General features: G+C 69.5%; 20 protein-coding genes. 18 read left to right on the top strand and 2 right to left on the bottom strand.

The genetic code is table 11. The features are described 5' to 3' along the window. The first annotated feature begins 3 nt into the window (after positions 1–3). The 5 genes from AB0D12_RS31235 to AB0D12_RS31215 all read left to right on the top strand — a co-directional run bounded on the left by AB0D12_RS31235 (position 4) and on the right by AB0D12_RS31215 (position 6,821). Positions 4–684, top strand: coding sequence for a hypothetical protein (locus AB0D12_RS31235; RefSeq protein WP_362690174.1), 681 nt, complete (start codon positions 4–6; stop codon positions 682–684). A 75-nt stretch (positions 685–759) separates the two neighbouring features. Next, a complete protein-coding gene (locus AB0D12_RS31230; protein ID WP_362690305.1) occupies positions 760–2,883 on the top strand; it encodes a glycosyltransferase in 2,124 nt (707 codons plus the stop codon). Further along, a complete protein-coding gene (locus AB0D12_RS31225; protein ID WP_362690171.1) occupies positions 2,880–4,088 on the top strand; it encodes an acyltransferase in 1,209 nt (402 codons plus the stop codon). Before AB0D12_RS31230 ends, AB0D12_RS31225 begins: the two co-directional genes overlap by 4 nt. A 106-nt stretch (positions 4,089–4,194) precedes the next feature. After that, entirely contained in the window at positions 4,195–5,556 is a 1,362-nt protein-coding gene (locus tag AB0D12_RS31220) for a nitrate/nitrite transporter (RefSeq protein ID WP_362690168.1), read from the top strand. Positions 5,557–5,681: 125 nt separating this feature from the next. Next, positions 5,682–6,821, top strand: a complete 1,140-nt coding sequence (locus tag AB0D12_RS31215; RefSeq protein WP_362690165.1) for a uroporphyrinogen-III synthase — start codon at positions 5,682–5,684, stop codon at positions 6,819–6,821. On the opposite strand, the gene AB0D12_RS31210 is transcribed toward AB0D12_RS31215, so the two are convergent. Beyond that, on the bottom strand, positions 6,770–7,339 hold the full coding sequence (locus tag AB0D12_RS31210) for an anthrone oxygenase family protein (protein WP_362690162.1): 570 nt from the start codon (positions 7,337–7,339) through the stop codon (positions 6,770–6,772). The genes AB0D12_RS31215 and AB0D12_RS31210 overlap by 52 nt on opposite strands. Before the next feature lie 171 nt (positions 7,340–7,510). Here AB0D12_RS31210 and AB0D12_RS31205 point away from each other — a divergent pair, with 171 nt between their 5' ends. The 8 genes from AB0D12_RS31205 (at position 7,511) to AB0D12_RS31170 (ending at position 16,748) form a co-directional block, all read left to right on the top strand. Continuing rightward, a complete protein-coding gene (locus tag AB0D12_RS31205) occupies positions 7,511–8,047 on the top strand; it encodes a GNAT family protein (RefSeq protein ID WP_362690302.1) in 537 nt (178 codons plus the stop codon). Between the two features lie 117 nt (positions 8,048–8,164). Beyond that, positions 8,165–9,481: a serine hydrolase domain-containing protein gene (locus AB0D12_RS31200; protein ID WP_362690159.1), complete on the top strand. Its 1,317-nt coding sequence runs from the start codon at positions 8,165–8,167 to the stop codon at positions 9,479–9,481. A 133-nt stretch (positions 9,482–9,614) separates the two neighbouring features. After that, positions 9,615–10,232, top strand: coding sequence for an ABATE domain-containing protein (locus AB0D12_RS31195; protein ID WP_362690156.1), 618 nt, complete (start codon positions 9,615–9,617; stop codon positions 10,230–10,232). 131 nt (positions 10,233–10,363) lie between these two features. Continuing rightward, on the top strand, positions 10,364–10,951 hold the full coding sequence (locus tag AB0D12_RS31190; protein WP_108148995.1) for a sigma-70 family RNA polymerase sigma factor: 588 nt from the start codon (positions 10,364–10,366) through the stop codon (positions 10,949–10,951). Then, positions 10,948–11,790: a zf-HC2 domain-containing protein gene (locus tag AB0D12_RS31185; protein ID WP_362690153.1), complete on the top strand. Its 843-nt coding sequence runs from the start codon at positions 10,948–10,950 to the stop codon at positions 11,788–11,790. Before AB0D12_RS31190 ends, AB0D12_RS31185 begins: the two co-directional genes overlap by 4 nt. 91 nt (positions 11,791–11,881) lie before the next feature. Continuing rightward, positions 11,882–14,248 (top strand): UvrD-helicase domain-containing protein, encoded by a 2,367-nt coding sequence (locus AB0D12_RS31180; protein WP_362690299.1) that lies wholly within the window; start codon positions 11,882–11,884, stop codon positions 14,246–14,248. Positions 14,249–14,719: 471 nt separating this feature from the next. Further along, positions 14,720–16,153: an NAD-dependent malic enzyme gene (locus AB0D12_RS31175; protein ID WP_362690150.1), complete on the top strand. Its 1,434-nt coding sequence runs from the start codon at positions 14,720–14,722 to the stop codon at positions 16,151–16,153. A gap of 313 nt (positions 16,154–16,466) precedes the next feature. Then, a complete protein-coding gene (locus AB0D12_RS31170) occupies positions 16,467–16,748 on the top strand; it encodes an HU family DNA-binding protein (protein WP_326650212.1) in 282 nt (93 codons plus the stop codon). A gap of 233 nt (positions 16,749–16,981) precedes the next feature. Here the strand turns inward: AB0D12_RS31170 and murA are convergent, their stop codons facing one another. Then, entirely contained in the window at positions 16,982–18,322 is a 1,341-nt protein-coding gene (murA, locus tag AB0D12_RS31165; RefSeq protein ID WP_362690146.1) for a UDP-N-acetylglucosamine 1-carboxyvinyltransferase, read from the bottom strand. 253 nt (positions 18,323–18,575) lie between these two features. On the opposite strand from murA, the gene AB0D12_RS31160 reads away from it, so the two are divergent. The 5 genes from AB0D12_RS31160 (at position 18,576) to AB0D12_RS31140 (ending at position 23,330) form a co-directional block, all read left to right on the top strand. Continuing rightward, a complete protein-coding gene (locus AB0D12_RS31160; protein WP_362690143.1) occupies positions 18,576–19,136 on the top strand; it encodes a YqgE/AlgH family protein in 561 nt (186 codons plus the stop codon). Positions 19,137–19,247: 111 nt separating this feature from the next. Continuing rightward, positions 19,248–19,529 carry a DUF3039 domain-containing protein gene (locus AB0D12_RS31155; protein WP_362690140.1) on the top strand — a complete coding sequence of 94 codons (282 nt, stop codon included), beginning with the start codon at positions 19,248–19,250 and terminating at the stop codon, positions 19,527–19,529. A 221-nt stretch (positions 19,530–19,750) separates the two neighbouring features. Further along, positions 19,751–21,055: an extracellular solute-binding protein gene (locus tag AB0D12_RS31150; RefSeq protein ID WP_362690137.1), complete on the top strand. Its 1,305-nt coding sequence runs from the start codon at positions 19,751–19,753 to the stop codon at positions 21,053–21,055. A gap of 473 nt (positions 21,056–21,528) precedes the next feature. After that, the gene (locus tag AB0D12_RS31145) at positions 21,529–22,494 is read left to right on the top strand and encodes a sugar ABC transporter permease (protein WP_362690296.1); all 966 of its coding nucleotides are present in this window, start codon (positions 21,529–21,531) and stop codon (positions 22,492–22,494) included. After that, entirely contained in the window at positions 22,455–23,330 is an 876-nt protein-coding gene (locus AB0D12_RS31140) for a carbohydrate ABC transporter permease (protein WP_362690293.1), read from the top strand. The genes AB0D12_RS31145 and AB0D12_RS31140 overlap by 40 nt, the downstream gene beginning before the upstream one ends. Positions 23,331–23,332: the final 2 nt, after the last annotated feature.

Genomic DNA, 23,332 nt, shown 5'->3' with positions numbered 1-23,332 from the left:
ACTGTGGATAATTGGCAAGAAGATTCCCGTATCGGTCATACTCATGAGCCGTACGAAGTCACCGTCCAACTGGACGGGCTTGGCCGAATACTGGGGGATCTACCGCCCGAGCCGGCTGCCCAGGAGGGCTCCGACGGACCGGTGTTCGTCGATGAGAGCGGCCGCCGCAGCAAGAAGTTCCGTCGCCTCGGCTGGGTCCTCGCGATCGCCTGCGCCTGCTACGCCGTGACGCTCGTCGCCGCCCTCGTCGGCGGCAACTCCACCGCGCCCTGGCTGCCCGGCATCGGTCAGCAGGGCAAGGAGCAGACCGACAAGGTCCAGATACAGCCCGCCCCCACCGACGGCGCCTCCGTGGCGGCCACCCCCAGCGGCGTACCCGGCGCCCCCACCCCGACCGACTCCAACGGCGCCGTGCTGCCGCAGCCGTCGGGCCGTGCGTCGAACGGCAACTCCGTCGGAGGGCCGGCCGCACCGGGTCCCGGGGCCTCCGGCTCGGTATCGCCCAAGCCCTCCGGTGGCGGCGGCCTTCCGCTTCCCGGCGGGCCCTCCGCCTCCGCCTCCCCGGGCGGCGGCGGAAGCGATCCCGGACCCGAGCCCGACGGCAGCCCCACCGCTCCCACGCCGCCCGACCCCGGTCCGACCGGCGGTCCGACCGAGCCACCCATGCAAGAAGGCGCGCTCTAACACATGACACTCCCCAGCAACAGGGCCCCGCGACAGCGGCGGAGAGCCCGGCGCTCCGTACGGCGCAGACTGCCCATGCGCTATCTGCTGCCCGTGGTCTTCCTCGTCGCGCTGCTCGCCATGCTGATGCTGCGCGGCTATGTGCACAGCGAGATCCTCGCCGACCACCGCGTCCGTCCGCCGGCGCCCACCGACCAGGTCCCCGACGAGATCCTCGAGGGCGGACCGGTCATCGACGCCCGCGGCAAGTCCGCGCCCAAGGCGCTGCGTATCCCCGACAAGCAGCTCGTGCTCACCTTCGACGACGGCCCGGACCCCGTCTGGACGCCGAAGGTGCTGGACAAACTGAAGGAGTACCACGCGCACGGCGTCTTCTTCGTCACCGGCACCATGACCTCCCGCCACCCCGAGCTGGTGGAACGGATGGTGCGGGAGGGGCACGAGGTGGGTCTGCACACCTTCAACCACCCCGACCTGTCCTTCCAGTCCACCGACCGCATCGACTGGGAGCTCTCGCAGAACCAGCTGGCGATCGCGGGCGCGGCAGGTATCCGTACGTCCCTCTTCCGGCCGCCGTACTCCTCCTTCTCGGACGCCATGGACAACAAGTCCTGGCCGGTCACCCAGTACATCGGCAGCCGCGGCTACATCACCGCCCTCAACAACACCGACTCCGAGGACTGGAAGCGCCCCGGCGTCGACGCGATCATCAAGCAGGCCACGCCCAAGGGCACCCAGGGCTCGATCGTGCTGATGCACGACTCCGGCGGTGACCGCTCGCAGACCGTCGCCGCGCTCGACCGGTTCCTGCCGCAGATGAAGGACCGGGGCTACCGCTTCACCAACCTCACCGAGGCTCTCGGCGCGCCCACCGCGCACACCAAGGTCACCGGCCCCGAGCTGTGGAAGGGCAAGGCCTTCGTCTCCGCCGTGGCCTTCTCCGAGGCCACCACCGAGGTTCTCGTCGTCGGCCTCGCCATCGTCGGCGTCCTGGTCTTCGCGCGCTTCGGACTGATGCTGATCCTCTCCTTCGCGCACGCCCGCAAGGTGCGCCGCAAGGGCTTCAGCTGGGGCCGCCCGATCAACGAACGCGTCTCCGTGCTGGTCCCCGCGTACAACGAACGCGAGTGCATAGCCAACACGGTCCGCTCCCTGATGGCGAGCGAGCACCCCATCGAGGTCATCGTCATCGACGACGGCTCCTCCGACGGCACCGCCGACATCGTCGAAGCGCTGCGCCTGCCCAGCGTCCGTGTCGTGCGCCAGGAGAACTCCGGCAAGCCCGCCGCCCTCAACAACGGCATCAGGCACGCTCGGTACGACATCGTCGTGATGATGGACGGCGACACCGTCTTCGAGCCGTCCACCGTGGGTGAACTGGTCCAGCCCTTCGGCGACATGCGCGTCGGCGCGGTCGCTGGCAACGCCAAGGTCGGCAACCGCGACAGCCTGATCGGCGCCTGGCAGCACATCGAGTACGTGATGGGCTTCAACCTCGACCGCCGGATGTACGACCTGCTGGGCTGCATGCCCACCATCCCCGGCGCGATCGGCGCGTTCCGTCGCCAGGCGCTGGAGCGCGTCGGCGGCATGAGCGAGGACACCCTCGCCGAGGACACCGACATCACCATGGCCATGCACCGCGACGGCTGGCGCGTCGTCTACGCCGAGCGGGCCCGTGCCTGGACCGAGGCGCCGGAGACCGTGCAGCAGCTGTGGTCCCAGCGCTACCGGTGGTCGTACGGCACCATGCAGGCGATCTGGAAGCACCGCCGCGCCCTGGTGGAACGCGGGCCCTCGGGCCGCTTCGGCCGGGTGGGCCTGCCGCTGGTCTCCCTCTTCATGGTCCTCGCGCCGCTGCTGGCCCCGCTGATCGACGTCTTCCTGCTGTACGGGCTGGTCTTCGGCCCCACCCAGAAGACGATCGTCGCCTGGCTCGGCGTCCTCGCGATCCAGCTCGTCTGCGCCGCGTACGCCTTCCGGCTCGACCGCGAGCGCATGATCCATCTGATCTCGCTGCCACTCCAGCAGCTCCTCTACCGGCAGCTGATGTACGTCGTGCTGCTGCAGTCCTGGATCACGGCGCTCACCGGCGGCCGGCTGCGCTGGCAGAAGCTGCGGCGTACGGGAACGGTGGAGGCGCCCGGAGTGATACCGAGCCAGCGGCGCAGCAGTGAGGACCGGAGGCCGGTCGCGTGAGCCACAGCTCCACGGCCGCCGCGGAGCCGGACCTGGCAGCCGCCGGGCCGGCTCCGCGCCCGGGCCGCGACCGCTATCTCGACCTCCTGCGCTCCGTCGCGCTGGTCCGCGTCGTCGTCTACCACCTCTTCGGCTGGGCCTGGCTGACGATCCTCTTCCCGTCCATGGGTGTGATGTTCGCGCTCGCGGGCTCGCTGATGGCGCGCTCGCTGTCGCGGCCCGCGCTCGGGGTGATCCGCGGCCGCATCCGCAGGCTGCTGCCACCGCTGTGGGCGTTCGCGGCCGTTCTTGTGCCGATGATGTTCCTGGGCGGCTGGAAGCCCGACAAGAAGGACGGCCTGTGGTGGTGGGCCGACCTGCTCAACTACCTCTTCCCGGTCGGCGCCCCGCCGTTCCCCTGGTCCCTCGGCGACAAGTCCGGCCTGGTGGAGACCACCTGGGCGGTGCAGGCCGGCGAACCGCTCTGGTACCTGCGCACCTACCTCTGGTTCGTGATCGCGTCGCCGCTGCTGCTGTGGGCCTTCCGCAAGGTGCCGTGGGTGACGCTGCTCGCCCCGGTCGCCCTGTGCGCCGTGGTGGGCACCGACCTGGTGAAGATCCCCGGCGAGACGGGCTCCGCCATCGTCGACTTCGCGACGTTCGGTGCCTGCTGGGTCCTCGGCTTCGCCCACCACGAGGGCCTGCTGCAGCAGATCCCGCGCCATCTCGCGCTGTCCTGCTGCTCACTGGTGATGGCCTTCGGCCTGTGGTGGGCCTCGGGCCACCAGACCGTGGACGGCTGGGACCTGAACGACATTCCGCTGGCCCAGGCCACGTGGTCGCTCGGCTTCGTGGTGATTCTGCTGCTGTACTCCCCGTCGTGGCAGCAGCTTCCGGGCAGGCTCGCCCGGGTCGACAAGTACGTCACGCTGTCCAACAACCGCGCGGTGACGATCTACCTCTGGCACAACACCCTGATCATGGCGACGATCCCGCTGCTCGATCTGTTGTGGGAGATCCCGTTCGTCGACGCGCACCTGGGCGGCGCACTTGAAGCGGTCTACACACCTTTGATGTTCGTGGTGGTCTGGCCGCTGATCGGGCTGATGATCGTGACCGTGGGCTGGATCGAGGACCTGGCGGCGAAACGGAAGCCGCGGCTGTGGCCGACCGGCGCCAGTAAGGGCCGCGCCCGTAAGGCGGAGAACGGCTCACACCGGCGCTGACCGCCGGGTGAGAGCAAGGTTGCCTACCGGTCACCTCACACCACCTGGGCGGAAACGCGCCGTCCATAACGTCGCTCCCACGACCCGAGGACCGTGGAGGCACCTGATGGCTGGCCGGTGGATCGAACAGTGGGACCCTGAGAACGAGACCTTCTGGCGAGCGACGGGGGAGAAGATCGCCCGGCGTAATCTCGCCTTCTCCGTTCTGAGTGAACATATTGGGTTCTCCATCTGGACCCTGTGGTCCGTGATGGTGCTCTTCATGGGGCCGCAGTACGGCATCGACCCGGCCGGCAAGTTCTTCCTGATCGCCACGGCGACGCTGGTCGGGGCGGTGATCAGGGTGCCCTACACCTTCGCCGTCGCCCGCTTCGGCGGCCGCAACTGGACCATCTTCAGCGCACTGCTGCTCCTGCTGCCGACCGGCGCGGCGTACGCGGTGATGGAGCCCGGGACCTCGTACACCACCTTCCTGGCGGTCGCGGCGCTCACCGGCGTCGGCGGAGGCAACTTCGCCTCGTCGATGACGAACATCAACTCCTTCTTCCCGCTCCGCAAGAAGGGCTGGGCCCTCGGGCTCAACGCGGGCGGCGGCAACATCGGGGTGCCGGTGGTGCAGCTCGTGGGCCTGCTGGTGATCGGGACGATCGGGGCGACCCATCCGCGCATCCTGCTGGGCGTGTACATCCCGCTGATCGTGGTGGCCGCGGTGTGCGCTGCGCTGTGGATGGACAACCTCGCGCCGGTGAAGAACGACACCGGAGCGGCCAAGGAGGCGGTCCGTGACGCCCACACCTGGATCATGGCGTTCCTCTACATCGGGACCTTCGGCTCCTTCATCGGCTACAGCTTCGCCTTCGGCCTCGTCCTGCAGACGCAGTTCGGCCGTACGCCGCTGCAGGCCGCGTCGCTCACCTTCATCGGGCCGCTGCTCGGCTCACTGATCCGGCCCGTCGGCGGTCTGCTCGCCGACCGGTTCGGCGGGGCGCGCATCACCCTGTGGAACTTTGTGGCCATGGCGGCCGCGACCGGAGTGGTCGTCGCCGCCTCGGTCCAGGAGTCCCTGAACGTCTTCCTCGTCGGCTTCATAGCGCTGTTCGTTCTGACCGGGCTCGGGAACGGCTCGACGTACAAGATGATCCCCGGCATCTTCAACGCCAAGGCGCTGGCCAAGGGCATGACGGGCGAGGAGGCGGGCGCGTACGGCCGCAGGCTGTCCGGGGCCGCGATGGGGCTGATCGGCGCCGTGGGCGCGCTCGGCGGCCTCGGCATCAACCTCGCCTTCCGGCAGTCCTTCCTGACCGCCGGGACGGGGACCAGCGCCTTCATCGCCTTCCTCGCCTTCTACGCGGCGTGCTCGGTGGTCACCTGGGCGGTATACCTTCGCCGACCCGCCGCCACCCCTGTGCAGGCTGGGGCGGCCGAGGCGGCTGAGGCGGAACCGCAGCTCGGCTACGCCCGGGTGTGAGCGGGACGACACCGTAGGGACCCGCCGTAACGGCTGGGAAATGTGGGCGAACCGAGCCTGTCACGCACCGTTGGCAGGCTCGGCCGTCACATCCGTACAGGGTGGGACAGAGTAGGGACGATCACATGCAAGACCAACAGCACGGGCCCCTCGCCGGATTCACCGTCGGCGTCACTGCAGCCCGGCGCGCCGACGAGCTCGGCGCGCTCCTCCGGCGGCGCGGCGGCGACGTTCTCCATGCCCCGGCCCTGCGTATCGTCCCGCTCGCCGACGACGCCGAACTCCTCGCCGCCACCAAGGAGTTGATCGATCATGCGCCCGATGTCGTGGTCGCGACGACCGCGATCGGCTTCCGCGGCTGGGTGGAGGCCGCGGACGGCTGGGGGCACGGCGAGGAACTGCTGACCCGGCTGCGCGGTGTGGAACTGCTGGCCCGCGGGCCCAAGGTGAGGGGCGCGATCCGCGCCGCAGGGCTCACCGAGGAGTGGTCCCCGGCCTCCGAATCCATGGCCGAGGTCCTCGACCGGCTGCTGGGAGAAGGCGTCGACGGCCGCCGCATCGCGCTCCAGCTGCACGGCGAGCCGCTGCCCGGATTCGTCGAGTCGCTACGGGCCGGGGGCGCCGACGTCGTCGTCGTACCGGTCTACCGGTGGATGGCGCCGGAGGATCTCGGTCCGCTCGACCGGCTCCTCGACGCGACCGTCTCCCGCGCCCTGGACGCCGTCACCTTCACCAGCGCCCCGGCCGCCGCCTCGCTGCTCTCCCGCGCCGAGAACCGCGGCCTGCTCCCCAAGCTGCTGCGCGCATTCGACCACGATGTGCTGGCGGCCTGCGTGGGGCCGGTCACCGCGCTGCCGCTGCAGGCCGTGGGCGTCACCACGGTGCAGCCGGAGCGCTTCCGGCTCGGCCCGCTCGTCCAACTGCTCGGCGTTGAGCTGCCCTCCCGCGCCCGTACCCTGCCGGTCGCGGGACACCGCATCGAGATCCGCGGCCACGCGGTCCTGGTCGACAACGACCTGCGCCCCGTGCCGCCCGCCGGAATGGCCCTGCTGCGCGCCCTGTCCCGGCGCCCCGGCTGGGTCGTATCCCGCTCCGACCTGCTGAGCACGCTGCCGGGCGCGGGCAAGGACGAGCATGCCGTCGAGACCGCCATGGCCCGGCTGCGTACGGCGCTGGGCGCGCCCAAGCTGATCCAGACCGTCGTCAAACGCGGCTACCGGCTGGCGCTGGACCCGGCTGCCGACACCAAGTACGCCGACGTCTGACGTACGAGAGCGGTCGCCCGCCACAGGCAGGCAAGCGCGGCCGTGGACAGCACCAGGCGCACCACGTTCCAGGCGACCCACGGGTCCTCGAAGCTTTCGCGCACGGCGGCAGGATCGGCGATCCGGGCCGGGTCACCGGCCGCTGCCAGCTCGTCGTTGAGCGGAATGTTCACCGCCGTGGTCACCAGCAGCACCGCGGCGTACAGCACCAGCGCCGCCACCGCCCACCAGCGCGCCGGGGAGCGGCGCTGCTGCCAGGCCGCGACCGCGGCCAGGATCAGCGCACCGAAGAAGCCCGCGAAGAAGACGGGATTCTGGATCACCTCGTTGATGTTCTGCATGACCTCGATGCAGATCCGGTCGTCGCTGCGCGCCAGCGCCGGCATCACGGAGGTCGCGTACGCGTACCAGACGCCCGCGACCAGGCCATTGGCCACCGTCGCCGCCCCGAGGACGGCCTGAGCGCTCCTGCCGGCTGCCCTGCTCTCCGCCCTGTTCTCTGCCTTGTTCTGCGTCATGTCATCAGTCAAGCGGTGGCAGTGGACGCTCTCCATGGGCGAGCGTCGCAACCCCATGTCCAGGCGTCTACGGTGCAGGCGTCTACGGTGCGGGCGTCTACGGTGCGGGCGTCTACGGTGCGGGCGTCTACGGTGCGGGCGTCTACGGTGCGGGCGTCTACGGTACGCAGGATCAGCACTGATCATGTCCGCCTCAGCCTCGACGGCCCGGACGACGCCGCACGCCTCGCCGAGGCGGTGGCCGACGCCCTGGTCCGCAACCGCGACCAGATGCGGCCCTGGTCGCCGCACCGTCCCGCCGAGTTCTTCACGCCCGAGGGGCAGGCCGTCCGGCTCGCGCCCGATCCGGCGGTCAGGCGCTGGCACTTCACCGACGGCCGCCGCGTTGTCGGCCAGTTCACTCTCACCGACATCGTCCTCGGCCCCTTCCGCAGCGCGAGTCTCGGCTACTGGATCGACGCCGAGTACACCGGCCGCGGGCTCGCCACCCGAGCGGTCGAGGAGGTCTGCCGGGCCGCCCGCGAGGAGCTCGGCCTGCACCGCATCCAGGCAGGCACCCTCCTCGACAACGCAGCCTCCCAACGGGTCCTCGTCAAGTGCTCCTTCGAGGTCATCGGCACGGCCTCGCGCTATCTGCACATCAACGGCGAGTGGCGTGACCACCGCCTCTTCCAGCGGATTCTGCACAACGACCCACCGATGCCCTGAAGTTCACTCCCTGAGGCATGCAACCTGCCCGGGTGTCCGGCGCGTAATGATGTTGCCGACGTCCGCATCAGCGGCGCGGCCCGCACCGGAATGGAGAACAACCAGATGGTCTCAGGCATGGTGAGCACAGGCATGGTCGGCAGAGGTACGGCGCTGGGCGCGGTCCTGCTGTCTCTGTTGGCGGTCCCGGCGCAGGCCGCATCAGCCACGACGGCTGCCGAGAGAGCCAGTTCGGCCACGAAGAGCACCACTTCCGTTGCGAAGAGCACCACTTCGGCCGCCGAGGGGATGCCCGCACCCGATCTGACGGGCCTTCAGCAGGTGCTGCGCTCGGCGCTGGCGGAAGGCGCACCGGGCGCGATGGCGAGGATCGACGACAACGGCACCGTCCACCGGGCGGCCGAGGGCGTCGCGGACCGCGAGACCGGACGGGCCATCAGTACCGGCGACCGCTTCCGGGTCGGCAGCGTCACCAAGAGCTTCTCCACCGTCGTGCTGCTGCAACTCGTCGACGAGGGCAGGCTCGATCTGGACACCTCGGTCAACACCTATCTGCCCGGCCTGCTCCCCGACGACCAGATCACGGTGCGCCATCTGCTCAGCCACCGCAGCGGCCTGTACGACTACACGAACGATATGTTCGAGGCGACGGTCCCGGGCTTCGAGTCCGTACGGAACAAGGTGTTCACCCTCCAGGAACTGCTGGATCTGTCGCTGCGGAAGCCGCTCACGGACAAGCCGGGCACCACCTTCCGCTACTCCAACACCAATTTCGTCGTCGTCGGTCAGCTCATCGAGAAGCTCACCGGCCACTCCCTGGGCACCGAGTACCGCGACCGGATCATCGCGCCCCTGAAACTGCGCGACACCTCCTACGTACACCCGGACACGGCCATCCCCGGCCGGCACACCAAGGGCTACCTCAGGCCCGACGAGACCGGTGCGCCGCTGGTCGACTCGACCCGGCAGACCGTCTCCTGGGCGCAGAGCGCCGGCGCGATGATCTCCAGCACACGGGACCTGGACACGTTCTTCTCCGCGCTGCTCCGAGGCCGGCTCCTCCCGGCCGGCCTGCTGACGCAGATGCAGCAGTGGGTGCCGGTCAACAGCACGCAGGGCTACGGACTCGGCCTGCGCCGCCGTGATCTGTCCTGCGGCATCTCCGTGTACGGGCACACGGGCACCGTCCAGGGTTACTACACGTACTCCTTCACCTCGAAGGACGGGCAGCGCAGTATCACCGCGGTGGCCAACACCTCGAACAACAGCAACGTCCTCGGCGTCATGGCCCGCACGCTCGAGGCGGCGTTCTGCGGCAAGCCGGCCGCCGCGCCGACAGGGCCCACCGCACGCGCCACGACGCCGGGTGGGCCGTACGCCGAGCACCACGTCGAACGGTACGAGGACATCGCGCCGGGCATCGCACGCCACTGACGCCGGAAAACGCGGCCGGACCGGGCAGGAGGAGGGGTTCCGGCCGCGCCTTTGGACGGGCACTCTGAAAGGGAACGGCTCCCACCGGCAATTTCCGAGACAAGCTCCGAGACCCCGAGGCGGTGACAGGCGCATGACGGCGGGCATGGGCTCGTACGACTGGCGATTCGACTCAGGGCGCATCTGCCTGGACCTGGTGGCGACCTCGGAGACGGCCTCCGGCGCGGCCTCCGGCGCGGCCTCCGGCGCCGAGGAGCCGCTGGCGGAGGCCGGACGGCTCGGGCAGTGGCTGGTGGGGGCGGGGCTGGTGCCCGCGGGGACACCGCTCGCGGCCGTCGACGGCCATTGGGCGGCCGGGTTCGTCGAACTGCGGGACTGTGTCGGGCAGCTGGTGCGGGCCCAGATCGACGGCCGCTGCGCCGAGTTCGCTCTCGAGCGCGTCAATGTCTTCGCCGCGGGGCCGCCGCCCGGCGTCAGAGCCGTACGCGCCCCGGACGGCTCGCTGGTACGGACGCTGAGCGCCGCGCCCGACTGCGAGGCGCTGCTCGCCGCCGTCGCCCGCGACGCCGTGGAGCTGCTGACCGACCCGGCTTCCCGGGCCCGGCTGCGGCGGTGCGAGGGCGACAGCTGCCGCCGCGTCTACCTCGACACCTCGCGGGGACGGCGGCGCCGCTGGTGCTCCAGCGAGGTGTGCGGGAACCGCGAGCGGGTTGCCAGGCACCGCCGCAGGGCCGCCGTGGCGAGGGCCTGAGACCCCTCCGGGGGCCGCCGTAAAAGATCTTGAAAGTTTTTTGGCTGTGCGTTGAGTGATGCGTCTGTGGTCCCCGTAGTGATGGGGGAGAAGCAGTCAGCCGAAATCAGGGTCTCGACCGGGAGGTTCAGGTGCGCAAGGATGCGGCCGTGGCCGATGACCGTCCGCAAAGGGCCCGCCATCGCAGCGAGAAGCCACGCATCGACTCCTCAGCACCTGACGAGGAACTCATGCGCGCGTTGTATCGCGAACATGCGGGACCTTTGCTCGCTTATGTACTGCGCCTCGTCGCCGGCGATCGCCAGCGCGCCGAGGACGTGGTGCAGGAGACGCTCATCCGTGCCTGGAAGAACGCCGGTCAGCTCAACCGAGCGACCGGCTCTGTCCGACCCTGGCTGGTGACGGTGGCACGCCGCATCGTTATCGACGGTCACCGCAGCCGGCAGGCCCGGCCGCAGGAGGTCGATCCGTCGCCGCTGGAGGTCATGCCCGCGGAGGACGAGATCGACAAGGCGTTGTGGCTGATGACGCTCTCAGATGCGCTCGATGATTTGACGCCCGCCCACAGGGAAGTGTTGGTCGAGACGTATTTCAAGGGCCGTACGGTCAATGAGGCGGCCGAAACGCTCGGCATACCCAGCGGGACGGTGCGGTCCCGCGTGTTCTACGCACTCCGTTCCATGAAGCTCGCTCTGGAGGAGAGGGGGGTCACGGCATGACCATGTATGAGCAGGAATCCGTACACGATGCGGTCGGCGCATACGTGCTCGGCATTCTCGACGACGCGGACGCCTCCGCCTTCGAGGCGCATCTGGCGGGCTGCGACATTTGCGCCGCCCACCTCGAGGAGTTCTCCGGGATGGAGCCGATGCTGGCCATGCTGGCGGAGGCCCCGGCACCGGTCCAGCAGTCGAATGTGCTGAGCATGCCCGGTCTGCATGCCATGCCGGGGGCGGAATTCCCGCCACCGAGGCCCGTTCCCGTGGTGCCGAAGGCGCCCAGCCCGAAGCTGCTCGGCGGACTGCTCGACGAGGTCGCGGCCAAGCGGGCGCAGAAGCGCAGGCGCGGGATGTATCTGGTCGCGGCCGCCGCGGCGCTGATCATCGGCGGTCCCGCCGTCGCGGTCGTCGTCACGGCGAACGACGCCGGCACCAAGAACGAGGCGGGCGCGACCACCGACCCGCACCCCACCAGTCCCGCCGAGGACGCCTTCTTCAACCACATGGAGGAGAAGGTCCGGGCGACGGACGCGACGACCAAGGTCAGCGCGACCGTCGGTATGGAGAAGAAGGCCTGGGGCACCCACACCGTTCTCGAACTGAAGAACGTCAAGGGTCCGCTGAAGTGCAATCTGGTCGCCGTCTCCAAGAGCGGCGAGCAGGAGGTCGTGACCTCCTGGGCGGTGCCGAAGTGGGGGTACGGGATCGCGAACAGCCCGAACGCCCTGGGCAAGAACCCGCTCTACGTCCATGGCGGCGCGGCGATGGACCGCAACGACATCGACCACTTCGAGGTCCGTACGTTTGACGGCAAGCGACTGGTGGAGGTCGAAGCCTGACATATTCGCCCCCTTCGCGTACGGTTGACGGCTGCCCAGTGCACGTCAGAAGGGGGCCTCGGTGGCCGCGCAGGATGCCGCTGTTGATTCCATGGTCGAATCCGCCGTTGACACGGTCAGGGACCATGAAATCGGTGTTGAGCAGGAACATCTCGACCAGGTGTACCGCCGCCTCGAGGAGAAGATCCACGAGGCGGAGTTCTTGATGAACGACGCCGCCAAACGCGGCCAGGTCGGCACGCCGGGCGCACTAGCCGAGCGGGACGCCCAGGTCTTCAGGGCGGGTGTGCACCTCAACCGCCTGAACAACGAGTTCGAGGACTTCCTCTTCGGCCGGATCGACCTGCTGTACGGCAAGGACGGCGAGAAGGGCCCGGACGGGGCGTACACCTCGGTCGAGCCCGCCGACGACGCCGTACGCGCCGACAACACCGCCGAGATCGGCGAGACCCTGCACATCGGCCGTATCGGCGTTCTCGACTCCGACTACGCGCCGCTGGTCATCGACTGGCGGGCCCCGGCCGCCGCGCCCTTCTACCGCTCGACACCGGTCGATCCCGGCCGGGTGGTACGCCGCCGGGTCATCCGTTCCAAGGGCCGCAAGGTCCTCGGCGTCGAGGACGACCTGATGCGCCCGGAGCTGACCGCCACGCTGGACGGCGCCGCGCTCCCGGTCATCGGGGACGGCGCGCTGATGGCGGCGCTCGGACAGGCCCGCAGCCACTCGATGCGGGACATCGTCGCCTCCATCCAGGCGGAGCAGGATCTGGTGATCCGCGCCCCGGCCGCTTCCGTGACGTATGTCGAGGGCGGCCCGGGGACCGGCAAGACCGCGGTGGCCCTGCACCGGGCGGCGTATCTGCTCTACCAGGACCGCAGGAGATACGCGGGCGGCATCCTCATCGTCTCGCCGACCCCGCTGCTCGTCGCGTACACCGAGGGCGTGCTGCCTTCGCTGGGCGAGGAGGGGCAGGTCGCGATCCGCGCGGTCGGCAGTCTGGTCGACGGCGCGGAGGCCACGGCGTACGACGAGCCGGCCGTGGCCCGGATCAAGGGCTCCTCGCGGATGCTGAAAGTGCTGCGCCATGCCGCGCGGGGCGCGCTGGAGCTGTCGGGACCCGCGGTGGAGCCGACGGGGCAGCTCGCCTTCGGCGAGGAGCCCCAGGCCCCGTCCGGAGCGCCCGACCGGCTGCGCGTCGTCGCCTTCGGCCGCCGCCTCGAGATCGAGGCGGACGAGCTCCATCGCATCCGCCACAACGTCCTCGGCGGCACCACCCCGGTCAATCTGCTGCGCCCGCGCGCCCGCAGGCTGCTGCTGGACGCCCTCTGGTCGAAGTCCGGATCCGCGGGGCGCGGTGCGTCTTCTTCTCTCGGCGACGCCGAGCTCGCGGCCGAGCTGCGGTCCTCCTTCGACGAGGACATCAGCGGCGAGGACAGCTTCATCGAGTTCCTGGACGCGTGGTGGCCGGAGCTGACGCCGCGCGGCGTGCTCGTCGCGATGGCCGACGAGCGGCGGCTGGGCCGGTGGGCGCGGCGGGTGCTCAACCCGGGCGAGGTGCGCCGTCTGGCCCGCTCCCTGCGGCGGCTCGGCGACGACGGCCGGGGCCCTCTCTCCGTACACGACGTGGCCCTCCTGGACGAGCTGGGGACACTGCTCGGCACCCTGGCCCGTCCGCGCAGGATGCGCGAACTCGACCCGCTGGACCAGCTCACCGGTCTGGAGGAGCTGATGCCGCAGCGCCAGGAGTCGCAGCGCGAGCGTGCCGAGCGGCTGGCGCAGGAACGTACCGAGTACGCGCATGTCATCGTCGACGAGGCGCAGGACCTGACTCCGATGCAGTGGCGGATGGTCGGCCGCCGCGGCCGGCACGCCACCTGGACGGTCGTCGGCGATCCGGCGCAGTCGTCCTGGTCGTCCCCGGACGAGGCGGCCGAAGCACGCGACGAGGCGCTCGGCAGCCGTCCGCGCCGCCGTTTCGAGCTGACCGTCAACTATCGCAATCCGGCCGAGATCGCCGAGCTGGCGGCCAAGGTGCTGGCGCTGGCGATGCCGGGCATGGAGTCGCCGTCCGCGGTCCGCTCCACGGGCGTACGGCCGCGCTTCGCGGTGGTGCAGGACGGTGACCGGGCCTCGGCCGTACGGGCGGAGGCGAAGCGCCTGCTGGACCAGGTGGACGGCACGGTCGGTGTCGTCGTCGCGATGAACCGGCGCGAGCAGGCGGCGCGTTGGCTGGCCGGGCTCGGCGAGCGCGTGGTGGCGCTCGGCTCGCTGGAGGCGAAGGGACTGGAGTACGACGCGACCGTCGTTGTCTCGCCCGCGGAGATCGCGGACGAGTCCCCGGCCGGGCTGCGGGTGTTGTACGTGGCGCTGACGCGGGCGACCCAGCAGCTGACGGTGGTCTCGGACCGGCGCGACGAGCCGGACGCGAACGGCGTGCCTGACCTCCTGCGGGACTGATCCGGGACTGCTGGGGGGCCGGTCCGACGCCGGCCTGGGACTGAACGGAGGCTGATCCGTACTGATTCCCAGGCAACCCGCGATGCTGGAATCGCCTACCGGGATTGTTGGTCCGGGGGCGTCTCCCGGGAAAAGCACAGTGTTAGCCTGGGTGTGGCACCGGCTCGATCCAAGCCCCCGGGCCCAACCTTCGTCGCTGCGAGCGACCACTTGCCGCGAGGCGAGCATGGCGGGTCGGTGCCACCTTTTCGTACGAGAGACAGGTCCGCGTCACCGGAAGGTGGCGCGGACCTGTTTCATTGGGGGCTTCCGCCGGGACAGCCCTATCTCGTATGGTGGAAAGCTGTTTCCGAAAACTCAATGACCACTATTACCTGCTACTCGCAGGTAGGTGCGACCATCGGAATGCGTCGCCGGGCATGAGCCGCGGCCGCATGGCAATGAAGCTAGCGAAAGCAGAGGAACCCGGTCATGGCAACGGCGCCCAGCGTCTCGTACTCGATGACGGTCCGGCTGGAGGTCCCCGCGAGCGGTACCGCGGTCTCCCAGCTCACCACGGCCGTGGAGTCCTCCGGCGGCTCTGTGATCGGCCTGGATGTGACCGCTTCCGGCCACGAGAAGCTGCGGATCGACGTCACGATCGCAGCGACCTCGACCGCGCACGCCGACGAAATCGTCGAGGAGCTGCGCAAGATCGTGGGCGTCGTCCTCGGCAGGGTCTCCGACCGTACGTTCCTGATGCACCTCGGCGGCAAGATCGAGATGCAGTCCAAGCACCCCATCCGCAACCGTGACGATCTGTCGATGATCTACACGCCCGGTGTGGCGCGGGTCTGCATGGCGATCGCCGAGAACCCCGAGGACGCCCGACGCCTCACCATCAAGCGCAACTCCGTTGCAGTGGTGACCGACGGCTCCGCCGTCCTCGGCCTCGGCAACATCGGCCCCATGGCCGCGCTCCCGGTGATGGAGGGCAAGGCGGCCCTCTTCAAGCGCTTCGCCGGCATCGACGCCTGGCCGATCTGTCTCGACACCCAGGACACCGACGCCATCGTCGAAATCGTCAAGGCGATCGCCCCCGGCTTCGCGGGCATCAACCTCGAGGACATCTCCGCGCCCCGCTGCTTCGAGATCGAGGCACGGCTGCGCGAGGCCCTGGACATCCCGGTCTTCCACGACGACCAGCACGGCACCGCGATCGTCGTCCTCGCCTCGCTGACCAACGCGCTGCGCGTGGTGGGCAAGGCCATCGGGGACGTACGGGTCGTCATGTCCGGCGCCGGCGCGGCCGGTACGGCCATCCTGAAGCTGCTCATCGCGGCGGGCGTCAAGCACGCCGTCGTCGCCGACATCCACGGTGTGGTGCACGCGGGCCGCGCGGACCTGGTGGCCGCCGCGCCCGACTCGCCGCTGCGCTGGATCGCCGACAACACCAACCCCGAGGGTGTCACCGGAACGCTCAAGGAAGCGGTCGCCGGCGCGGACGTCTTCATCGGCGTGTCCGCCCCGAACGTGCTGGGCGCGGAGGATGTCGCTGCGATGGCCGAAGGCGCGATCGTCTTCGCGCTCGCGAACCCCGACCCGGAGGTCGACCCGGCAATCGCCCGCCAGACGGCGGCCGTTGTCGCCACCGGCCGCTCCGACTTCCCCAACCAGATCAACAACGTGCTGGTCTTCCCGGGCGTCTTCCGCGGTCTTCTGGACGCCCAGTCCCGCACCGTCAACACGGAGATGATGCTCGCCGCGGCCGCGGCGCTGGCGGATGTCGTCACCGAGGACGAACTCAACCCGAACTACATCATCCCGTCCGTCTTCAACGACAAGGTCGCGGGAGCGGTCGCCGGAGCGGTACGCAACGCCGCAAAGGCGGCCGGCGCGGCTGTGACGGGCCCCACGTCGTCCTGACGTACGGCGCGTCGCGGGTCGCGGGGCCGGGAATGCGGCTCTAGGGTGACGGACCATGAGCCCCGCGCTCGAGGCTCTGCGGCTCCGCGGAGTCTCCGGTGAGTAGACGGAACGTCACCACGACGAGGCAGTGGCGCTTTTCGTGTGACTCCGGAGGGTGCCGGATTGGCTTTCCCGCCGCTGGTGGGGGCAGGATGCGTATTCGGGCGCGAGGGTCTGACAGCAGACCCGGGTCCGGGGACTGTCCGAGGGCCCTGGCAGCATCGGCTTCGATCTCACGCCTCACAGGCAAGAAGAACACGGGAGTAACAACATGAACCGCAGTGAGCTGGTGGCCGCGCTGGCCGACCGTGCCGAGGTGACCCGGAAGGACGCCGACGCTGTACTGGCCGCTCTCGCCGAGGTGGTCGGCGAGGTCGTCTCCAAGGGCGACGAGAAGGTCACCATTCCCGGCTTCCTGACCTTCGAGCGCACCCACCGTGCCGCTCGCACCGCTCGTAACCCGCAGACCGGCGACCCGATCCAGATCCCGGCCGGCTACAGCGTGAAGGTCTCCGCGGGCTCCAAGCTCAAGGAAGCCGCCAAGGGCAAGTAAGCCCCGAGGCACAGCACGAAGGGCGGCCACCTGTGTGTCGGGTGGCCGCCCTTTGCGTGCCTACGGGCCTTCCAGGGCCCCGTGGAGGCCCGTTACCGGGGGCTGCGCCCCCAGACCCCCCGTACGCCCTTCGGGCGTGTCCTCAATCGCCGGACGGGCTGAAGGATCCGGGGTCGCAATTCAGCCTCGCCGGCGCTTGAGGCGCGGGGGTCCGGGGGCGGAGCCCCTGGGGGTCAGATGAGCGCGCCGCCGGGGAGTTCGACCTTCGCACCGAGCTTCTCGAGCTTCTGCATGAAGTTCTCGTAGCCGCGGTTGATCAGGTCGATACCGTGCACCCGCGACGTACCCTGCGCCGCCAGCGCCGCGATCAGGTACGAGAAGCCGCCGCGCAGGTCAGGGATGACCAGGTCCGCGCCCTGGAGCTTCGTCGGGCCCGACACGACCGCCGAGTGCAGGAAGTTGCGCTGACCGAAGCGGCAGTCCGAGCCGCCCAGGCACTCGCGGTAGAGCTGAATGTGCGCACCCATCTGGTTGAGCGCGGAGGTGAATCCCAGCCGCGACTCGTACACGGTCTCGTGGACGATGGACAGGCCCGCCGCCTGGGTCAGCGCCACCACCAGCGGCTGCTGCCAGTCGGTCTGGAAACCGGGGTGTACGTCCGTCTCCAGGGCGATCGCGTTGAGCGAGCCGCCCGGGTGCCAGAAGCGGATGCCTTCGTCGTCGATCTCGAAGGCGCCGCCGACCCTCCGGTACGTGTTCAGGAACGTCATCATCGAACGCTGCTGCGCGCCGCGCACATAGATGTTGCCCTCGGTCGCCAGCGCCGCCGATGCCCAGGACGCCGCCTCCAGGCGGTCCGGGATGGCCCGGTGGGTGTAGCCGCCGAGCTTGTCGACACCGGTGATCCGGATGGTCCGGTCGGTGTCCATGGAGATGATCGCGCCCATCTTCTGCAGTACGCAGATGAGGTCCTCGATCTCCGGCTCCACCGCGGCGTTGGAGAGCTCGGTGACGCCCTCCGCCAGTACCGCCGTCAGCAGCACCTGCTCCGTCGAGCCGACCGACGGGTACGGAAGGCGGATCTTGCAGCCACGCAGCCGCTGCGGGGCCTCCAGGTACTGGCCGTCCGCCCGCTTCTCGATCGTCGCGCCGAACTGGCGCAGCACCTCGAAGTGGAAGTCGATCGGCCGGCCGCCGATGTCGCAGCCGCCCAGGCCCGGGATGAAGGCATGGCCGAGCCGGTGCAGCAGCGGGCCGCAGAACAGGATCGGGATGCGTGAGGAGCCCGCATGTGCATCGATGTCAGCGACGTTCGCGCTCTCGACGTGCGACGGGTCGAGCACCAGCTCACCAGGCTCGTCGCCGGGCCGGACCGTCACTCCGTGCAATTGCAGCAGTCCGCGTACGACGCGTACATCACGGATGTCGGGCACATTGCGCAGCCGGCTCGGCTCACTGCCGAGCAGGGCGGCGACCATCGCCTTGGGCACGAGGTTCTTCGCGCCGCGAACGCGGATCTCGCCCTCCAGCGGGGTTCCGCCGTGGACAAGCAGTACATCGTCTGTGCCGGTCATGAATCTCGCGTTCCGGAGTGGTCGGACGGGGGGCCAGTGAAAAGGGTAAGGGGCGTACACCCCTGTCCCGTAAGGCCAAGGACGGTCCTGGGACGTAATGAATTGGGCACAACACGTTCAGTCCGCGCGTCTGTACGGAGCGTCACCGCCGGGTGTTCCCGAGTCGGCGGCGTCCGCCGTGCCCTGAGCTGCGTCGGCTCACACTGTGCCCCGCGCTCCCCGCGGAGGGCGAAGATGCGGGATCATGTCTCGCATGACCGAGGTGTCCTCGCTCACAGGGCGGCTGCTTGTCGCCACACCCGCCCTCGCGGACCCGAATTTCGACCGGGCGGTGATTCTGCTGCTCGACCACGACGACGAGGGCTCGCTCGGCGTCGTCCTCAACCGGCCGACGCCGGTGGTCGTCGGCGACATCCTGGAGTCCTGGGCCGCACTGGCGGGTGAGCCCGGCGTGGTCTTCCAGGGCGGCCCGGTCTCGCTCGACGCCGCGCTCGGTGTCGCCGTGATCCCGGGCGACGAGGGGCCGCTGGGCTGGCGGCGGGTGTACGGCGCGATCGGTCTGGTCGACCTGGAGACGCCACCGGAGCTGCTCGGTGCGGCGCTGGGCTCACTGCGGATCTTCGCGGGGTACGCAGGGTGGGGGCCGGGCCAGTTGGAGGACGAGCTGAACGGCGGCGCCTGGTACGTCGTCGAGTCGGAGCCGGGTGATGTGTCGTCGCCGCAGCCGGAGAGCCTGTGGCGGGCGGTGCTGCGGCGGCAGCGCAGCGAACTGGCGATGTTCGCGACGTATCCGGACGACCCGTCGCTCAACTGACCTCCCGCGACGTGTCGCGGCCTCCCGTGACCTCCCGCGTGGACGGCGCCCGGGCGCGGGTGGGGCCCCGTGGCGGCCGGTGGGGCGTCGACGTGAGTACCCTTGGAGCTCATGAGCACTCTTGAGCCCGAGCGCGGGACAGGCACGGGAACCCTCGTGGAGCCGACGCCGCAGGTGTCGGACGGCGACCACGAGCGCTTCGCCCATTACGTCCAGAAGGACAAGATCATGGCGAGTGCCCTCGACGGCACTCCCGTGGTGGCACTGTGCGGGAAGGTCTGGGTGCCGGGGCGCGACCCCAAGAAGTACCCCGTCTGCCCGATGTGCAAGGAGATCTACGAGTCCATGGGCCCTGGCGGCGACAAGGACAAGGGCGGCAAGGACAAGAAGTAACTCCTCGGGTCCTGCCGTCGTGAACGGCCCCCGGGGTGCGCATGCGTGCGTACCCCGGGGGCCGTTTGCGTGCGTGCTCCCGTTGCACGGGGTGCAGCTGCCGGTCACAGAGTGGTTGAGACCTCTTGTCCGGTTGTTTGCCCGGCTCTAGCCTCCTGCGTGTTGTGCAGAACGAAACGTACGTTGCACATGTTGCAACGCCTACTCGTAGGGGACAACGCATGAAGCTGTCTGCCCGAATTGCCGCCCCCGCCGCGGCACTTGTGCTGGCGGGCCTCACCGCCACCGCCTGCGCGCCCCAGACCTCCGACAACAGCGCCAAGAAGGACGAGAAGAGCGGCACCCTGCGCGTCTGGCTCTTCCAGGAGGTCAACAACAAGCCGAAGGAGCAGGTCGTCGACGCCGCCGTCGCCGCGTTCGGCAAGGAGCACAAGGACGCGAAGGTCGAGATCGAGTACATACCGGTCGAGACCCGCACCCAGAAGATCAAGGCCGCCTTCAACGACCCGAAGAGCGCGCCGGATCTGATCGAGTACGGCAACACCGACACGGCCGGATACGTCAAGGACGGCGGACTCGCGGACGTCAGCGCGGAGTTCACCGCCTGGGACGAGGCCAAGGACACCGACCCGACCGCCAGGCAGTCGGTCACGGTCGGCGGCAAGATCTACGGCGCGCCGCTCTTCGTCGGCGTACGCGCGCTGTACTACCGCACCGATGTCTTCAAGGAGCTGGGCATCGCGGCTCCCAAGACCCAGGACGAGCTGATCGCCACCGCCAAGAAGATCCACAAGGCGAAGCCGGAGCTGTACGGGCTCGCGGTCGGCGGCGCGTACACCTATGGCGCGATGCCGTTCATCTGGGCGCAGGGTGGCGAGCTCGCCGAGGAGAGCGGCGGTTCGTACAAGGCGGCCATCAACAGCCCGGCCGCACAGAAGGGCATCACGGCGTACACCTCGCTCTTCGGCGACGACAACTGTCCGGCCGCGAAGTGCGCCTCGATGGGCGGCAACGCGACCGTGACGGCCTTTGCCTCCGGCAAGGCGGCGATGGCTATCGGCGGCGACTTCAGCCACCAGGCGGTGGAGGCGGGCTCGGTGAAGGGCAAGTACGCGGTGGTGCCGCTGCCGGGCCTGAAGGCGGGCGAGACGGCCCCGGCCTTCGCGGGCGGCAACAACATCGGCGTGCTGAAGAGCAGTTCGCACCGCACGCTGGCGGTGGACCTGATGAAGCAGTTCGCGGGCAAGGAGACGCAGCGCAAGCTGTTCGACGCGATGGGCTTCCTGCCGACGTACACGGATGTCCGGTCGGAGGTGGCGAAGAAGGAGCCGTTCGTCGACCCCTTCGTCAAGACCCTGGGCGCGGGAGCCAAGTTCGTCCCGGCCTCACCGGGCTGGGGTCAGATCGACGCGTCGCTGGTGCTGCCGACGATGTTCCAGGAGATCGTGAGCGGCAAGAAGGACGTGGCGGCGGCGTCGGGTGACGCGGTGAAGAAGATGGACGCGGCGTTCGCTGCCGCGGGCTGAACGCGATGACGAACGGTACGAACCGGGGTCCGGACGGCCCGGACGCCCCGGACAGCGCGGGGGCACGCGAGTGGACAGCGGTGCCTGTTGCCGAGGCGGGCGTCCCGGATGGCTCGGGCCCGCGCGCCGAGTCCGGTGGGCCGGGCAGTGCTCCTGCGGCGGTCGACGAGACCGGCGGCTCCGTGAGCGCTTCGAGCGAGGCCGCGTCTGCCGGTGGGGCGGGCGTTGACGACGCCTCGGTCGCTGTCGGCAGTGCGGGCGCCCGAGACGTCCCGGGCCCGTGCGCAGTCGGTGGTCCTGCGGCGGTCGACGAGACCGGCGGCTCCGTGAGCGCTTCGAGCGAGGCCGCGTCTGCCGGTGGGGCGGGCGTTGACGACGCCTCGGTCGCCACCGACAGCGCGGGCGTCCGAGACGTCCCGGGCCCGCGCGTCGGGACCTCGGCCGGCCGGTCCGGCGTAGCCGCGGTAGCCGCGGTGCCCGCGGGCTCGGGGCGCAAGGGCGGCCCGCACAGCCCGCAGGGTGCCGGGAAGGCGCGCGCATACCGCGGGCCCCGGCGCGGCCAGGGGCGCGGGGGCTGGACGCCGTGGCTCTACCTCGCGCCCGCACTCGTCGTCCTCGGCGGGCTGCTCGTCTACCCCATCTACCAGCTCGGCCTGATCTCCTTCCTGGAGTACACCCAGGCACAGGTCAGCGGCGGCGAACCGACCACCTTCCAGGGGCTCGGCAACTACCGCACCCTCCTCGCCGACAGCCAGTTCTGGCAGGTCCTGCTCGCGACCCTGGTCTTCGCCGCCTCCTGCGTCGTCACCACGCTCGCCGTGGGCTGCGGCCTCGCCGTCCTGCTGACACGCGTACGGGCCCTGCCCCGCCTCGCGCTGATGCTTGCCGCGCTCGGCGCATGGGCGACCCCGGCCATCACCGGCTCCACGGTCTGGGTCTTCCTCTTCGACCCGGACTACGGACCCGTCAACCGGCTCCTCGGCCTCGGCGACTTCTCGTGGACGTACGGGCGGTACAGCGCCTTCGCGCTCGTGCTCCTCGAAGTGGTGTGGTGCTCATTCCCGTTCGTGATGGTGACGGTGTACGCGGGCATCAAGGCGATCCCCGGAGAGGTGCTGGAGGCGGCCTCGCTCGACGGCGCCTCGCAATGGCGGACCTGGCGCTCCGTCACCGCCCCGATACTCCGCCCCATTCTCGTCGTCGTCACCATCCAGTCGATCATCTGGGACTTCAAGGTCTTCACTCAGATTTATGTGATGACGAACGGCGGAGGCATCGCCGGACAGAATCTCGTGCTCAACGTGTACGCCTATCAGAAAGCCTTCGCGTCCTCGCAGTACAGCCTGGGCTCGGCGATCGGCGTCGTGATGCTGCTGATTCTGCTCGTGGTCACCCTCGTATATCTGCGACTGCTGCGACGCCAGGGAGAAGAGCTGTGAGCCTGCCCCGCATCCACCGCCCCTGGCGCCTCGCCGCCGAGGCATCCACGCTCGTCATCGCGGTCGTCGTGGCCTTCCCGCTGTACTGGATGGTGCTCTCCGCCCTCAAGCCGGCAGGCGAGATCCAGTCGACCGAGGCACGGCCCTGGACGCTTTCCCCTTCGCTCGACTCTTTCCGCCGCGTCTTCGAACAGCAGGAATTCGGCCGTTATTTCCTCAACAGCCTGTTCGTCGCGGGGGTGGTCGTCGTTGTCTCCGCACTGATCGCCTTCCTGGCGGCGACGGCGGTCACCCGGTTCCGCTTCAAGTACCGCACCACCCTGCTGATCATGTTCCTGGGCGCGCAGATGGTGCCGATCGAGGCGCTGACGATCCCGCTGTTCTTCCTCATGCGGGACTTCGGTCAGCTGAACACCCTCGGCTCGCTGATCCTGCCGCATATCGTCTTCTCGTTGCCGTTCGCGATCTGGATGCTGCGCGGCTTTGTGAAGGCGGTCCCCGATGCGCTGGAGGAGGCGGCGTACATCGACGGCGCGAGCCGGACGCGCTTCCTGTGGCAGATCCTCTTCCCACTGGTTTTCCCGGGGCTGGTGGCGACGAGCGTGTTCTCGTTCATCTCGACCTGGAACGACTTCCTGTTCGCCAAGTCCTTCATCATCAGCGACACCTCGCAGTCGACGCTGCCGATGGCGCTGCTGGTCTTCTTCAAGCCGGACGAGAACGACTGGGGCGGGATCATGGCAGCGTCTACCGTGATGACCGTGCCGGTGCTCGTCTTCTTCGTACTCGTACAGCGACGTCTGGTCTCCGGACTCGGCGGCGCGGTGAAGGACTGACG

Origin of the sequence: Streptomyces sp. NPDC048479 (assembly GCF_040651435.1) — a bacterium.
Taxonomy (GTDB): Bacteria; Actinomycetota; Actinomycetes; order Streptomycetales; family Streptomycetaceae; genus Streptomyces.
This window is presented reverse-complemented; position numbering and strand designations above follow the sequence as displayed.